We start from the raw sequence: 16,169 nt of genomic DNA, 5'->3' as shown, positions 1-16,169 counted from the left end.
TATGTTAAAAATTTAAGGGGAATCTTACTTTTGTAAATTTTCTTTTTCTTTTTTTGTACATATAGGTTGGTAATATGTTCAGTGCGTGATAAAGTAGTGATGTTATAGAATAGATTATCCAAAATCTACTAAAATAAATCTTTAGTAGAGGAAGTGAATTATTGGTGAATAAGGGGAAAAAAGCAATCATGGATCACGAAAAAAATAATGCGAATGGGAAATCACGTCGGCCGATTGTATACATAAAAAGAACAATCATTCTCGTCTTACTATTTTCACTTGTATATTTCATGTATACAAAAATTGTTGTGCATAATAAGAAAGAAGAAACTTTAAAAGCAGCAGCAGAAATGAAGAAACAAGAAGAGCTAAAAAAGAAAGAAGAAAAAAAGAAGCAAGAAGCACAAAAACAAAAAGAGCAGGAAGAACAGGTGAAGCAAGCACAAGCTGTGGAAAAGCCTGCTGAGGGACCACCTCAAGAAATTAATGAAAACGCTCAATTAGATCAATATTTACAAAACGCAGGATTTAGTGGAACAGCTGTTATTGTGAAGAACGGAAAAGTTCTTTTGAATAAAGGATATGGTATGGCGAACAAAGAGAAACAAGTACCGAATAATTCAGAGACAACTTTTTATATTGGTTCTATTTCAAAGGCTTTTGTAGCGACTGCTATTATGCAATTAAAAGATCAAAATAAATTAAACGTAGAGGATACGGTTGCAAAGTATATTCCAGATTTCCCTCAAGGTAATGGTATTCAGTTAAAACATTTACTAACACATACATCAGGAATTCCAGAGTATGAGCAGGGAACAGAGGATATTTCTCATGAAGAATTGATAAAACGAATAGGAAAGCAAAAGCGTGTTGGGAGTCCAGGAGAGAAATGGAAATATTCCGATTCGAACTATTCGATACTTGCCTACATCGCTGAGAAGGTAAGTGGACAACCGTTAGAAGAGTATATTAAACAACATATTTTTGCTACTGCTGGTATGAAACATTCTGGTTTCGGTAAAGCGTTAGAGCAAACAAGGTTCCCATCAACAGGTTATAAAATAGTAAATAACAATATGACAACACCTAATATTCCAAGTATGTCACAACTATATGGTTGTGGTGATATATATACAAGTGCACATGATTTATATTTATTTAATGAAGCACTCTTCTCTGGAAAGTTAATTTCAAAAGAGAGCTATGATCAAATGTTTACAGGCGGAAAAAAAGATTACGGATTTGGTTGGTATGTAGACCCGGGCAGTTATTCAAATCACGGTGTAATGCCAGGATGGAATTGCTTAAATGGATTTAGTAAAAACGGAAGTGTGTATGTCGTTTTATTATCTAACATTCAAAATAACATTAAATCGTTTGGTAAAGTGAATAACGACATTTATACGATGTTGCGAAATATTGAAGTGTAAGAGGCTATCCTTTTGGATAGTCTTTTTTTATGGAGGAAGTGTATGTGCAATGGGATAATGAAATAAAGTTCAACTAATAATCAGTGGGGGTTTTCTTCATCCCCCACTGATTATTAGTTGAACCAATCGGGCTTTTACGGGCAGTCGATCACCCACCTAACTTCTTTGCTTTCGCCGAATTTTGAAGTGTGGGTCTTACTGCCCGTTACTGCGGGATAAATGGAAAAGGGGGAGGGATATGAGTATACATAAGCATCACGCACGTAATGCGAAACGAATTTTCTTTGTATCTGTCATTGTATGGATTATCGTCGCAATTGTATTAGTGATGGAATATAAAAAAGGGATGCTATTCACTTCGGAGAAAGAAAATCTAAAATTAATAGGTGTTGTAATACCAGCATTTGGATTATTAATATATAGCTTTATGGAAAAACGAAGAGCAAAAATGCTTAAACAGGAAAATTATAATATGGAGACTTCTGAATTATTTGATCAGCAAAAATTTGTTGTTCGCAAAGAGGTAGGGGTATTTCAAGTAATAACGTACTTTGGATTGGATGGAAATACAGTAGGTTTTTTAAAAGAAGAGTATGATTTTGTTATTCAACGTATATGGCAAGCTGTACTTTCTTTTCTTTTTAAGGGACTACATAAGCAACAATTTTATTTATATAATCACTCGGGAGAAAGGTTGTTGCGTGTTCAAAAGAAGATGGGAGTACGTAATTTCTATATTTTTTCTAATGTAGATGGAAAGAAAATTGGAGAGTTGAAACAAGTACTAAGTTTAACAAAGTGGGAATGGATCTTTTTAGGGGGGGATGGTAAAGAAGTTGGTAAAGTGACTGGGGACCTTTCAGCAACAATGCAGAAAATAGATTGGCGAGATGGGACGCATATTGATGTGAAAGAAGATGGTATTCCGTTAGAAGCTGTTAAGTATTTCTCGGCAAGTGGTGGTTCACTTGTTACAGCTTCTATAAGTGAACAAGCAGAATTACCACGAGCGGTTTATTATAGTATCTCTGCCATAATTACAATTAAAAATTAAAATATTTATAAAGATAGATGGGATACCATCTATCTTTTTTGTGTGATTAGAACATATTGTTTTGTTGAAAAATGTATGTCTTACCTATCACAAAAAGGTTTGTTTTGTATACATTAAGATGTATGGATGTATTTTTATAATTTAAAAATAATAGGAGGAGAAGTGTATGTGTCTGTTCGGTAAGTATTGGAAAAGGTTATCGAGATTGTTTAATAGGCAATTAGATTATTTTTTAGATAATAAGTTATTGCCTGCTGTGGAAAGACTTTTATTTTCACAAAACTTCGCGAGATTTATTCAAAGAAACTCTAAGCAAGCTACGGAAGAATTTATTGAATCAAGTAGATTTCAATCTATTATTTGCAACATATTAAAAGAATGTAATACATCGCCTTTTAAAGAAATTGCAGAGCAGTATTTGGGTAAAAACGTAGAAATTACAGTGACAGTTGGACAGTTAACCGGTGTTATTGTAGCAGTTGGTGATGATTTCTTAATACTACAAGAAGGAATAGGGACAGAAGTTTTATTACCGTTTGCAAGTATTGTATCAATTAAAGAAGCGTAAGAAAGGAGACTTATATATGTTATTTACTGATGAATTGCGTAACCATGTTGGCGAGCTGGTGCAAGTGGTGACTGCTGTTGAAATCGTTGCAGGGGTGCTTTTATCTGTGACAGATGGAGCAGTAAGCGTTCGTACTTCTCCTTCCTATGGACCACCGGAAGATGTAATTGTACGTATTCCTGTTATTGCCTATGTTCGCTTGGAAGGGTAAGAGTGATAAAAGTATGAAAGTATCAGTTGTTATTCCAGTGCATAATGAAGCAAGTACCTTATCAAAGGTTTTAGCAGAAGTAAAAAAGTTAGAACCATATGAAATTATCATAGTAGATAATGGGTCGACCGATGGGACAAAAGAAATAGCATTACAACATCATTGCCGTGTGGTGTATTATAATCATTCTCTTGGTAATGATGTGGGACGGGCAATTGGCGCTAGAGAAGCAAAAGGTGAAATTGTCTTATTTTTAGACGGTGATATCGTCATGAAAAGTGAAGAATTATACGCTTTTATTAAAGGAATACAGCAAGGACATCAAATTGTTTTGAATAACTTAACATGGTCTGTTTATTTAAAAATGCGACCACATTATACGACGGTTGGAAAATATATGTTAAATCGTTATTTGAACAAGAAAGAATTTGTTGTAGGGTCTTTAATTGCAATACCACATGCAATCAGTCGTGAAGTGATTGAAAAACTGGGGTGGTGGAATTTAGCAGATCCAGCATTATTTCAAGCGATGGCGATGTCTAGAGGAGTAGATATTTCAGATATGGCTTCAGTTGATGTAATATACACAAATAAAGTTCGTCCTGTTCATACGGGCACATCACCTGATTCTCCTTATCCGAAAGCGACTAGTCGTATTATGGGGGATCATTTACGTGCTTTGCAATATATAACCGAAACATATGGTAAACGCGGTGGTTTTTCGGAGGGAAATAGAGATAGAGAGTTTATAGGGCAATATAAACCAGCTGTATTAAAGAAGGAAAAAGCGAAATATAGTGCGATTATACCAGTGTCAGAAGAAAAAATGACTATAAGATCTGTTATACAAGAAGTAAAAAAAGCAGGAGTAGATGAAATTATTATTGTTGCGAATGGAGCAGATATGGAGACTATTAAACAAGTAGAGCTAGAGAATGTTATTGTTGTTGAAGTTACGAAGGCGCTTGGACACAATGTAGCACGAGCGATAGGTGCCATGCATGCTACAGCAGAGATTTGTTTATTCGTTGATGGAGATTTTGCTATTCCGGCAAAAAAACTAGTTCCATTTTTGCGTGCTATTGAAGATGGAAGTGATATGGCATTAAATGATTTGCAGTGTTTATTAGATATATTTCATCCAGCAGATCCAATTAGTATGGGAAAATACTTTGTGAATTTGGTAGCGAAACGACCAGATTTATGGAATAACTCACTAACAGCAGTACCACATGCCATCCATAAGAAGGTAATAGAGAAAATAGGATATGACTCTCTTATCATTCCGCCATTAGCACAAATGAAAGCTATTTTAGAAGGATTCTCTATTACAACCGTTGAGTTTGTAGATGTTATAAAAACAAATCGAGTACGTCCAGAGCAACATGAATTTGTAAATGGGCGCATTTCAGCATTTGACCGTATTTTCGGTGACCAACTTGAGGCGATTGCGTATTTATTACAATATACAGACGAACGCGGAGGTTTTACAGATGGAGATAGAGATAGAGAAATAATTCAACAATTGAGAAGGGAAGAAGAGAATACAAATGAATACTAGTCGTAAAGTAGCTATCATTGGATTAGGGTATGTTGGTCTTCCTTTAGCGGTCCATCTTGCAGAAAGGGGCCATACTGTACTTGGATTAGATAAAGATACTAGAAAAATAGAATCAATTATAAAAGGAGAAAGTTATATTCCGGATGTTTCTTCTAAAGAGTTACAAAGTTTATTGACGAAAAAAAAATTAATAGTAAATACACCGGATCAAGGTATTGCTGATTTTCAAAATAGTGATTATGTTATTGTCACTGTCCCGACTCCAATTAATGAACAAAGAGAACCAGACTTAAGTGCTCTCATTTCAGCTTCACATTATATACAACAAAACCTTCAAAAAGGACAAACCTTCATTTTTGAAAGCTCCACATATCCAGGTACACTCGAGGAAGTTATCATTCCTATTATTTCTCAAACAGGTAAAAAGGCAGGAGAAGATTTCTATATCGGATATTCCCCTGAGAGAATTGATCCAGCAAATAGTCAATATTCAGTTCAATCTATTCCAAAAGTTATTAGTGGACAAACAGAAAAGTGTAAACAAAAAGTACAGGCTTTGTATAGCACTATTTTTGATGTAGTTGTTCCAGTTAGTTCACCGAAAGTAGCGGAGATGTGTAAGCTATTCGAAAACATTCAGCGCCTAGTTAATATTTCATTAGTCAATGAACTAAACACATTATGTGAAAGTTTAGGAATTGATTTTTATGAGGCACTTGAAGCGGCATCTACAAAACCATTTGGATTTACTCCATATTGGCCAGGTCCAGGGATAGGAGGACACTGTATTCCAGTAGACCCTTTATATTTTCAATGGAGAATAAAAAAGAATGGTGCAATGAGTCAATTAATTGAAGCAGCGCATGTAATTAATGAAGAAATGCCAGAGAGAATGGTCAAGAAAGTAAAAGATGTGGTGCAACCACCTACAACGGTTTTAATTGTAGGGATTGCATATAAGAAAGATGTAAATGACTTAAGAGAATCACCAGCGTTGCCAATTATTGAATTGTTAATAAAAGAAGGATACGAGATAGAATATCACGATCCATATATATCTTCGGCAAAACTTGGAGATAAGGTGTACCAATCTGTTTCTTTGAATGAACAAGCCGTTAACCAAGCGGGTTGTATTTTAATTTTAACGGATCATTCTAATATCGATTGGAAGCTTTTTAAAGGAATAAAGCGAGTAGTAGATACGCGTGGGATTGTAAAGAAGGTGAGTAAATGAGTAAGAAATGTTTAATTACAGGGGGAGCAGGATTTATTGGATCCCATTTAGGTGAAGAGTTGGTGAGAAGAGGTTATAATGTCACGATTGTGGATAACTTCTATAAAGGGAAAAATAAATATCATGATGAGTTAATGAAAGAAATTCGGGTTATTCCAATAAGTGTCTTAGACAAAAATTCTATTTATGAACTAGTAAACCAACATGATGTCGTGTTTCATTTAGCAGCAATTTTAGGTGTGAAAACGACAATGGAAAAGAGTATAGAGCTCGTTGAAACGAATTTTGATGGAACGAGAAACATTTTACAAGCAGCGCTAAAAGGAAAGAAGAAAGTAGTCTTTGCTTCTACTTCAGAAGTATATGGTAAGGCAAAGCCACCCTTTTCTGAAGAGGGGGATCGATTATACGGGGCAACTTCTAAAATACGTTGGAGTTATGCAGTGTGTAAAACATTAGAAGAAACATTATGTTTAGGATACGCATTAGAAGGTTTACCTGTAACGATTGTTCGTTATTTTAATATTTATGGTCCAAGAGCGAAAGATGGTCCATATGCAGGGGTAATCCCGCGATTTATTAGTGCGGCCCTGCAAGGTGAAGACATTCTCGTATATGGAGATGGAAAGCAGACACGTTGCTTTACGTATGTAAGTGATGCGGTAGAGGCAACGATTCGAGCTATGGATGAAAAGGTAAATGGTGAGATTATTAATATAGGTTCTGAGAATGAAAAAAGTATAAAAGAAGTAGCAGAGGTCATTAAAAAATTAACGGATTCTTCTTCAAAGATTGTACAAGTACCTTTTGAAGAAGTATATCCACATGGTTTTGAAGAAATTCCAAATAGAAGACCAGACGTAACAAAATTAAAAGAGCTTGTTCAATTTCAGGCGAAAGTAACGTGGGAAAACGGATTGAAGGAAACAATTAAGTGGTTTCGTGAAGAAGACAATGGCTAAGTCATTATCTGTTATTATTCCTGCATGTAATGAAATCGATACGATTTCAGACGTTATTCAATCGGTAAAAGGATTAAATCCATTAGAGATTATTGTAGTAGCAAATGGTTGTACTGATGGTACAGAAACAGTTGCTGAGCATTTAGGATGTAAAGTACTGCGGTATACAGAGAAGCTTGGAAATGATGTTGGACGTGCAGCTGGTGTCAAAGAAGCTATAGGTGATGTACTACTATTTATAGATAGTGATTTTGCTATTCAAACTTCAAAATTACAGTTATTTCTTAATCCGATTTTATACAATCAGGCAGATGTAGTTTTAAATAATTTGGACGCAGTATTTTTAAAAAGGCAAAAACCTAATTCTATTACAGTATGGCGCCAAATATTAAATGCAATATTAGAGCGCGAAGAATTAAAAGTTGATTCTTTATTAGCTGTACCGCATGCGTTAACGAAAGAAGTTGTACAAAGCATTGGATATGAATGTTTTGTTAATCCTATTGTAGCTCATTTACGCCTAGTACAAAGCGAATGGAGAATTAGTCGTCATTGCGCAATTGATGTTATTACGCCGAATAAATTCCGGCCGACCGAGCATGCTGCATACGGCACAAGCCTTTCTCAATCCGAAAAACGAATGATAGGTGATCATATAGAAGCTGTAGCAGAGCAAATAGTAGACAGCGATGGGCGCGGAGGATATCATGATGGAAATAGGAAAAGAGAAAGTGTTTATCATACTTTAGATTTTGAAGATTTTTATCAAGGGTGGGGCGTTACATCTAAGTTGTATAAAGAAAAGCAATTATCGGTCATTATTCCTGTACAAGATGAAGAGAAAACAATTGGAAACGTTATAGAAGAGCTTCGCAAAATTGAACCTTTTGAAATCATCGTTGTAGTAAATGGTTCGTCTGATAAGACTGCAACGATTGCAAAAGACAAGGGAGCAACGACAATTGTATATAAAGAAGCGCTCGGAAATGATGTGGGGCGCTCACTTGGAACGTATTTTGCAAAAGGAGAAATTGTGTTATTTATAGACGGCGATTTTGTTATTCCAGCGAATGAGCTATATCCTTTTGCCAAAGCTATTGCAGATGGAATGGATGTCGCATTAAATGATCTAAATCATTATTTAGATTTAAGAGTACCGCTTCATCTTGTAACTGCATTTAAATACGCATTAAATTTAGCTTGTGATAGAAAAGATTTAGGCGTAGGCTCTCTTATTGCTGTGCCTAATGCGTTTAGCCAGAAATGTTTGAAAGGAATTGGGTATCGGTCTTTACTGGCACCGTGTGTAGCCCAAGTGAAAGCTATTCTTTCAGGATTTGAAGTTGCATGTGTAAGTCGTGTTGAGGTCGATAAGATGAACCGTATTCGTCCCAGTGAACATTTTGCAAAAATAGGTCATCCGCCAGCTGTACTCCGAATTATTGGTGATCATATAGAAGGGTTAGAGCAATTAATTGTATTAACAGGCAGTCGTGGGGGATTCCATGATGGAAATAGAAAAAGGGATATTTTATAGGTAACAAAAAAAGTGTACAACATATGTACACTTTTTTGCTCTGTTATAAAAACTATAACAGATTAGGAGATAAGAGTATTACAGCTCTACAATGGGTATTGTTCTTATATTACAAAATAGGACTCGTATATAAGAATACCAAAAAAATACAATTAAGGAAAGGGTTAATTTTAAAGACTTTCAAATGAAGTTAACACTATACATATAGTAGTTTGCTCAATATTTCACAAACATGTCACAACTATTTCGTTCACTTTCACCAAAAAGTAGTATTCTAAGTGTGTAAGCTGTTATATAAAAAATCTTAGTCCTGTACTAATCAAAAATGGAGGAGATTAGGATGACTCAAGTATTAGAAAATGTTAAAAACGCATGGGAAAACTTTAAAGGTGAAAAATGGAAAGCAGAGATTGATGTTCGCGATTTCATTTTAAATAATGTAAACGTTTTCGAAGGAGATGAATCTTTCTTAGCGGGGGCAACTGAAGCAACGAAACAACTTTGGGATCAAGTAATGGATTTAACAACAAAAGAACGTGAAAACGGTGGCGTTCTTGATATGGATACAAAAATTGTTTCTTCTATCACATCACATGAACCAGGATATTTAAATAAAGATATTGAAAAAGTAGTCGGTTTCCAAACTGAAAAACCATTTAAACGTTCTTTACAACCATATGGTGGTATTCGTATGGCGGAACAAGCTTGTGAATCTTATGGATACGAAATGGATAAAGAACTTAGTCGTATTTTTAGAGATTGGAGAAAAACTCATAACCAAGGTGTATTCGATGCATACACACCAGAAATGAGAAATGCACGTAAATCAGGCGTTATTACTGGTCTTCCAGATGCATACGGACGTGGACGTATTATCGGTGACTACCGCCGCGTAGCGTTATATGGTATTGATCATTTAATTGAAGCGAAAAAAGCTGATTTAGATTTAACTGGCGGTGTAATGAGCGAAGATACAATGCGTTTACGTGAAGAGTTATCTGAGCAAATGCGTGCACTTCAAGAATTAAAACAAATGGCTGCTTCTCATGGCTTTGATATTTCTAAGCCAGCAACAACTGCACAAGAAGCATTTCAATGGTTATACTTCGCATATCTTGCAGCAATTAAAGAGCAAAACGGAGCTGCAATGAGTCTTGGACGTACTTCTACATTCTTAGATATTTATATTGAAAGAGATTTAGCAAATGGTACTTTAACAGAAGAAGACGTACAAGAAATTGTGGATCACTTCATTATGAAATTACGTCTTGTGAAATTTGCAAGAACACCTGATTATAATGAATTATTCTCTGGTGACCCAACTTGGGTAACAGAGTCTATCGGTGGTATGGCATTAGATGGTCGTCCATTAGTAACAAAGAACTCATTCCGTTTCTTGCATACATTAGATAATTTAGGACCAGCTCCAGAACCAAACTTAACAGTTCTTTGGTCTAAACAATTACCACAGAACTTTAAAAACTACTGTGCGAAAATGTCTATTAAAACATCAGCAATTCAATATGAAAATGATGATATTATGCGTGCTGACTACGGCGATGATTACGGAATTGCTTGTTGTGTATCTGCAATGAGAATCGGTAAACAAATGCAGTTCTTCGGCGCACGTGCAAACTTAGCAAAAGCATTATTATATGCGATTAACGGCGGTAAAGATGAAAAATCTAAAGCACAAGTTGGTCCTGAGTACGCACCGATTACTTCTGAAGTATTAGATTATGAAGAAGTTATGCATAAGTTTGATATGACAATGGAATGGTTAGCGGGTCTATATTTAAACACATTAAATGTTATTCACTACATGCACGATAAATATAGCTATGAGCGTATTGAAATGGCACTTCATGATACAAATGTTCTGCGTACAATGGCAACAGGTATCGCGGGTCTATCTGTAGTAGCAGACTCTTTAAGTGCAATTAAACACGCAAAAGTAAAACCAATTCGTGATGAAAATGGAATTGCAGTTGACTTTGAAATCGAAGGAGATTTCCCTAAATACGGTAACAATGATGACCGTGTAGATGAAATCGCTGTAAATCTGGTGAAAACATTTATGAATAAACTTCGTAAACATAAAACATATAGAAATTCTGTTCATACAATGTCAATCTTAACAATCACATCTAACGTTGTATATGGTAAGAAAACTGGTAACACTCCAGATGGTCGCCGTACTGGAGAACCATTTGCACCAGGTGCGAATCCTATGCATGGACGTGATACAAAAGGTGCATTAGCTTCATTATTATCTGTAGCTAAATTACCATATGAAGATGCACAAGATGGTATTTCTAATACATTCTCTATTATTCCAAAAGCACTTGGTAAAGAAGATGATGTACAAGTACGTAACTTAGTATCAATGCTTGATGGTTATGCAGTAAAAGAAGGCCATCACTTAAATATTAACGTATTTAACCGTGAAACATTAATGGATGCAATGGAACACCCTGAGAAATATCCACAATTAACAATTCGCGTATCTGGTTACGCTGTAAACTTTATTAAATTAACTCGTGAACAACAAATTGATGTAATTAACCGTACAATGCATGAAAGCATGTAAGTGAAAAAGTGTCCCTCTGCATTTTATAAATAGCAGAGGGAGGCTGTTTCAATAAAGGAGGAAGTAAAATGGTAAAAGGAAGAATTCATTCTGTAGAGTCTTGTGGTACTGTTGATGGCCCAGGAATTCGTTATGTCATATTTACACAAGGGTGTTTATTACGTTGTCAATATTGTCATAATGCTGATACGTGGGAGATCGGTAAAGGAAAAGAAATAACAGTCGAAGAAGTAATGCAGGATGTGACATGTTACCTTCCTTTTATTGAAGCTTCCGGAGGCGGTATAACAGTTAGTGGTGGGGAACCATTATTACAGCTAGATTTCTTAATTGAGTTATTTAAGAAATGTAAAGAAGTTGGAATTCATACAACAATTGATTCTTCGGGTGGTTGTTATTCTGAAGAACCAGAATTCCAAAATAAGCTAGATATTTTAATGAATTACACAGATTTAGTTTTATTGGATTTGAAACATATTGATTCAAAGAAACATCGTAAATTAACAGGAAAACCAAATGAACATATTTTACAATTTGCTCGTTATTTATCAGATAAAAATAAACCGATTTGGGTACGACACGTATTAGTTCCTGGTATTACTGATAATGAAGAGGATCTACAAAAATTATCTAGCTTTATTCAAAGCCTGTCTAATGTTCAGAAAGTTGAAGTGCTACCATACCATAAGCTTGGTGTATATAAATGGGAAGCACTTGGGCATAAGTATCCACTCGCGAATGTAGAACCGCCTACTGAAAAAAATGTAGAACAAGCAAGACATATTTTACAAGCAGTCTAATCCAAATATTGGATTAGGCTTTTTGCTTTCTTGACAATAAACCCTAGAGTATATATATAGAAAAGAGTATACTGAAAATAGAATATCCATATTTTTGTAAGGAATAAGTGGAGAAATTTACATAATTGTAAAGGGAAATCAAAATAGTAAAAAGAATTAAGAAGTAAAAGAGTGAGTATCATGGAATAGAGAACATTTGTAAGTTATTGCGAAAGCTCTTATAGGAAAGTATAATGTAAAGATATGAGCACAGATAGGATTAAGGGGTCAATCTTATATGCTTTGCATATCCACGACAGGTACATAGCTGAAAGAGAAGTATTAGAATCTGTTTATGTAATTTTTAAGGAAAATGTTTTTCCTATTGTCGTATATGCAATATGGAGAAACAATAAGCTAGGAGTGGATTTGTTTGATAAAAAACCCCAAGGTTTTAATATTAACTGCACATTACGGTAATGGTCATGTGCAAGTAGCGAAAACATTAGAACAAACATTTCGCCAAAAAGGAATTAAAGATGTAATTGTATGCGATCTGTTCGGAGAATCACATCCAGTTATAACCGATATTACAAAATATTTATATTTAAAAAGTTATACAATAGGAAAAGAATTATACCGCTTGTTTTATTATGGCGTAGAAAAAATTTATGATAAAAAAATAGCATCTTGGTATGCGAATTTTGGAAGAAAACGTTTGAAATTACTTTTACAAGCAGAGAAACCGGATATTGTTATTAATACCTTTCCAATCATAGCTGTACCAGAGTTAAAAAAGCAAACAGGTATTTCAATCCCTGTTTATAACGTATTAACGGATTTTTGTGTGCACAAAATATGGATTCATCGGGAAGTAGATCGTTATTTTGTAGCAACTGATCACGTGAAAAAAGTTATGATTGATATTGGTGTGCCTGCGGAGCAAATTGTTGAAACCGGAATTCCGATTCGTAGTAGTTTTGAGCTAAAGATCAATCCAGACATTATATATAATAAATATCAGTTATGTAAGAATAAAAAGATTTTACTAATTGTAGCAGGTGCTCATGGGGTATTAGGAAGTGTAAAAGAACTATGCCAATCATTTATGTCAGTACCTGATTTACAAGTAGTTGTCGTTTGTGGGAAAAATGAAGCGTTAAAACAGGATTTATTAGGGTTACAGGAAAAAAATTCTGATGCATTAAAAGTATTTGGTTATGTTGAAAATATTGATGAACTATTCCGTGTTACTTCTTGTATGATTACAAAGCCAGGCGGTATTACGTTAAGCGAAGCGGCAGCATTGCAAGTACCTGTCATTTTATATAAGCCTGTTCCAGGACAAGAAAATGAAAATGCGATGTACTTTGAAAGAAAAGGAGCTGCAGTTGTCATTCGTGATGATAGTGAGGTTTTTGCAAAAACAGAGGCGTTATTACAAGATGATATGAAGCTTCTTCAAATGAAAGAAGCGATGAAAAGCATTTATCGTCCAGAGCCAGCGGGTCATATTGTGGATACAATTTTGGCAGAAAATCATGTAGAACCGAATCATATACCTATTAAATCACCTGCTCTTGCACAATTATTTACTTAATATGAAACCCTCTTTTATATGTTTAAAGAGGGTTCTTTATTGTTTTATAAGATAAATTAGTAACTTATCCACATGAAGATTGCGCTTTCATTAAACAGTAAAGTCGAAATATTAACAACTATATCCACATTGTCCACAATTTTTAGAAAAATATCCACAATTCTAACATTTACTATGCGTTACAGCATATAAATTTGTGAAGGGTTTATAGAATTTATTCACAATTCTATAAATTATGTGGATAACGTTATCCACATAAAAAAGGTTCCTTATTTATAAGGAACCTTTTTGTCTATTCTATCACGTAGAAAAAATATGTAATGAGAATGAATAATTAGGGGGGAAACTTCTAATTATTCATTCTCACTTTAAATACTTTTCGAGCGATAACCCGCTGCGCGATCTGCTTTGCGAAATTCTCGTTGGTAGAGAACTTCTTGTGTACTAGATAATGTGTTTTTTGCTTTGTCACGTTTCTTTTTATCCATTACAAATCACCTCGTGTCCTAAAGTCACTATCTATCGTTTCCAAAGACATGGAGTGATATACGTATATTGCAAAATGTTAATGATTAATTATTTTTTCTAAAAATTTAGATTATGCTTCTTTTAATTGGTGAGCATCTTGGAACGTTGTATCTCGCATTGTAGCAAGTGTATATTGATCTTTTGGAATTTCATATAAGTTATATACTTCTTCATTTGCGTTAATTTCATCATAAACGGCTTTTCTTGTTTCGTTTGCTAGATTTACATATTGTAGTTTTTCGGCAGCTTTAATAGAACGAATATTTATTTTACGAATACGCATAAAGATTGTTTCAATATCTAATTCATAGAAAAGTTCGCTGAAAAATGAATCTTTCGCCAACTTATTATAGCCTTTTCCATGATAAGGTTTGCCAAGCCATGTTCCGAGAAATCCGGCTTTTTCTTGCACATCAAATAAAGTAATTGTTCCGATAGGGTTACCCCATTCATCTAAAATTGTGCGTGAAATTAATTCCCCACGCTCTTCAGCTTCAATCGTTTGTTTTGTTAGAAATAAATATTCCTCATAAGAATAAGCCTTTTGACGCACAAAAGGGAAGACAGCTGGATCCACCATTAACTCGTATAGAACGTGGCTGTCGTGTAAGTCGCGTTTTTTCAACACACTAACTCCTCCTCACACGAGGGTAGCATGACGAAAAAACACCCCACCCTCGAAATTTTTATATCAATCTTTAAAAAATTTCGGGGTGGGAATCGAACCCACTAGAACCAGTTTCTAACGCTGGTGGCGCACCATTTGCCTTCCCCATTCATCAATTTGAAAATGATAATCACGACACAAATTGATTATGGTTTCATTCAGTTTATAATCGTATAATACTTTATCTAGTCAAAAAAATAAACTAGTTTTTTTTATTTTTTTTGTAAATTATTTTTCCATCAATCATGGTTAGTACAGGCTTGGCTAAATAATGGAAAGGATGATGAGTCCATAACACGAGATCAGCGTCTTTTCCAACCTCAATGCTTCCAATTCTATCCTCTAAACGTAAATTTCGTGCTGGAAATATAGTGATTCCTTCTAGTGCAGTTTTTTCGTCTAATCCTTCCCTTACTGCGACAGCAGCACAAACATTTAAATATTGAATTGGTGTATAAGGGTGATCCGTTGTTATAGAAACTTCCACTCCATTTTTCGATAATATATGGTAAGTATCCCATGTTTTGTTTTTAAGTTCGATTTTAGAACGACGTGTAAGAGTGGGGCCAACTGAAACCTTCAAATTGTGTTTCGAAAGCTCTTCAACAATAAAATGTCCTTCTGTACAATGTTCAAGACGTAAATCGAGATTGAACTCTTTTGCAAAGCGTAGAGCAGAACTAATATCATCTGCTCGGTGAGCGTGGATACGTACGGGTATTTCGCGGCGTAATGCTTTTAAAATAGGAAGCATTCGAAAATCAGCTTCATGCCCATAGTGCTGTGCTTCATAAAATGATTCCCGAAGTAATCCCATAATTCCCATACGTGTAATAGACTCTTTTGTTCCATTACTATGGACCTTTTTAGGATTTTCTCCAAAGGCAATCTTTAAGCCAGCAGGTTCTTGAATAATCATATGATCAATACAAGTTCCAGCTGTTTTTATTACACAAGTAGTACCACCGATAATGTTTTGACTTCCTGGCATAACGTGAACAGTTGTAATTCCATTTTGTACAGCATCTTGAAATGCAATATCTAAAGGGTGGATTCCGTCTAAAGAACGGATATGTGGTGTTGAAACTTCAGATGTTTCATTTGCATCATTGCCAGCCCAACCAGTACCTTCATCATAGAGACCAAGATGAGTATGGACATCAATAAATCCAGGTAAGAGATGAAGAGCACGAGCGTCTATAACTGTCATATCTTGAGTAGGTTGAATGGAAGGCTTGACCTCAGCAATTCTTTCTCCTATAACGAGTACATCCCCTTGAAATTTTTGGGATGTAATAGGATAGACAATGGCTTGTTTGAGCAATATTTTCATAGATACCTCATTTCTGTTACTTTACAATGTTAATGGAATTTAAGGGAAAGTAACTGAAAGATTATTTGTGTAATAATGCTCCGGATTCTAGAAAATGAAAGTTTGGAAAGGGCCC

General features: G+C 34.9%; 14 protein-coding genes and 1 pseudogene. 12 read left to right on the top strand and 3 right to left on the bottom strand.

Features of this window, described 5'->3' with window-relative positions:
* Positions 1 to 188 precede the first annotated feature (188 nt).
* The 12 genes and pseudogenes from ACQVV1_RS23100 to ACQVV1_RS23045 all read left to right on the top strand — a co-directional run bounded on the left by ACQVV1_RS23100 (position 189) and on the right by ACQVV1_RS23045 (position 13,526).
* Positions 189 to 1,430, top strand: a complete 1,242-nt coding sequence (locus ACQVV1_RS23100; protein WP_242256180.1) for a serine hydrolase domain-containing protein — start codon at positions 189 to 191, stop codon at positions 1,428 to 1,430.
* Between the two features lie 238 nt (positions 1,431 to 1,668).
* Positions 1,669 to 2,484 (top strand): hypothetical protein, encoded by an 816-nt coding sequence (locus ACQVV1_RS23095; RefSeq protein WP_063221675.1) that lies wholly within the window; start codon positions 1,669 to 1,671, stop codon positions 2,482 to 2,484.
* A gap of 166 nt (positions 2,485 to 2,650) precedes the next feature.
* Positions 2,651 to 3,052, top strand: coding sequence for an LSm family protein (locus ACQVV1_RS23090; RefSeq protein ID WP_063221676.1), 402 nt, complete (start codon positions 2,651 to 2,653; stop codon positions 3,050 to 3,052).
* 16 nt (positions 3,053 to 3,068) lie between these two features.
* The gene (locus tag ACQVV1_RS23085) at positions 3,069 to 3,263 is read left to right on the top strand and encodes an LSm family protein (protein ID WP_000899473.1); all 195 of its coding nucleotides are present in this window, start codon (positions 3,069 to 3,071) and stop codon (positions 3,261 to 3,263) included.
* Entirely contained in the window at positions 3,244 to 4,824 is a 1,581-nt protein-coding gene (locus ACQVV1_RS23080) for a glycosyltransferase family 2 protein (protein WP_242256178.1), read from the top strand. The genes ACQVV1_RS23085 and ACQVV1_RS23080 overlap by 20 nt, the downstream gene beginning before the upstream one ends.
* A complete protein-coding gene (locus tag ACQVV1_RS23075; protein WP_242256176.1) occupies positions 4,814 to 6,058 on the top strand; it encodes a nucleotide sugar dehydrogenase in 1,245 nt (414 codons plus the stop codon). The genes ACQVV1_RS23080 and ACQVV1_RS23075 overlap by 11 nt, the downstream gene beginning before the upstream one ends.
* Entirely contained in the window at positions 6,055 to 7,020 is a 966-nt protein-coding gene (locus ACQVV1_RS23070) for a UDP-N-acetyl-alpha-D-glucosaminuronate decarboxylase (RefSeq protein ID WP_242256175.1), read from the top strand. Before ACQVV1_RS23075 ends, ACQVV1_RS23070 begins: the two co-directional genes overlap by 4 nt.
* Entirely contained in the window at positions 7,013 to 8,557 is a 1,545-nt protein-coding gene (locus tag ACQVV1_RS23065) for a glycosyltransferase family 2 protein (protein WP_431169586.1), read from the top strand. Before ACQVV1_RS23070 ends, ACQVV1_RS23065 begins: the two co-directional genes overlap by 8 nt.
* A pseudogene (locus ACQVV1_RS23060) lies at positions 8,526 to 8,745 on the top strand (hypothetical protein). The gene ACQVV1_RS23065 and the pseudogene ACQVV1_RS23060 overlap by 32 nt, the downstream one beginning before the upstream one ends.
* Before the next feature lie 152 nt (positions 8,746 to 8,897).
* On the top strand, positions 8,898 to 11,147 hold the full coding sequence (gene pflB, locus ACQVV1_RS23055) for a formate C-acetyltransferase (RefSeq protein WP_063221681.1): 2,250 nt from the start codon (positions 8,898 to 8,900) through the stop codon (positions 11,145 to 11,147).
* Positions 11,148 to 11,215: 68 nt separating this feature from the next.
* Positions 11,216 to 11,947 carry a pyruvate formate-lyase-activating protein gene (pflA, locus tag ACQVV1_RS23050; protein WP_242256173.1) on the top strand — a complete coding sequence of 244 codons (732 nt, stop codon included), beginning with the start codon at positions 11,216 to 11,218 and terminating at the stop codon, positions 11,945 to 11,947.
* A gap of 412 nt (positions 11,948 to 12,359) precedes the next feature.
* On the top strand, positions 12,360 to 13,526 hold the full coding sequence (locus ACQVV1_RS23045; RefSeq protein ID WP_060629433.1) for a diglucosyl diacylglycerol synthase: 1,167 nt from the start codon (positions 12,360 to 12,362) through the stop codon (positions 13,524 to 13,526).
* Between the two features lie 368 nt (positions 13,527 to 13,894).
* Here ACQVV1_RS23045 and ACQVV1_RS23040 read toward each other — a convergent pair whose 3' ends face one another.
* The 3 genes from ACQVV1_RS23040 to ACQVV1_RS23030 all read right to left on the bottom strand — a co-directional run bounded on the left by ACQVV1_RS23040 (position 13,895) and on the right by ACQVV1_RS23030 (position 16,054).
* The gene (locus tag ACQVV1_RS23040) at positions 13,895 to 14,014 is read right to left on the bottom strand and encodes a YfhE family protein (protein ID WP_000358484.1); all 120 of its coding nucleotides are present in this window, start codon (positions 14,012 to 14,014) and stop codon (positions 13,895 to 13,897) included.
* Positions 14,015 to 14,124: 110 nt separating this feature from the next.
* The gene (locus tag ACQVV1_RS23035) at positions 14,125 to 14,682 is read right to left on the bottom strand and encodes a GNAT family N-acetyltransferase (RefSeq protein WP_000914737.1); all 558 of its coding nucleotides are present in this window, start codon (positions 14,680 to 14,682) and stop codon (positions 14,125 to 14,127) included.
* Positions 14,683 to 14,923: 241 nt separating this feature from the next.
* Positions 14,924 to 16,054: an amidohydrolase gene (locus ACQVV1_RS23030; RefSeq protein WP_242256171.1), complete on the bottom strand. Its 1,131-nt coding sequence runs from the start codon at positions 16,052 to 16,054 to the stop codon at positions 14,924 to 14,926.
* Positions 16,055 to 16,169: the final 115 nt, after the last annotated feature.

Source organism: Bacillus basilensis (genome assembly GCF_050630465.1).
Classification (GTDB): Bacteria; Bacillota; Bacilli; order Bacillales; family Bacillaceae_G; genus Bacillus_A; species Bacillus_A basilensis.
This window is presented reverse-complemented; position numbering and strand designations above follow the sequence as displayed.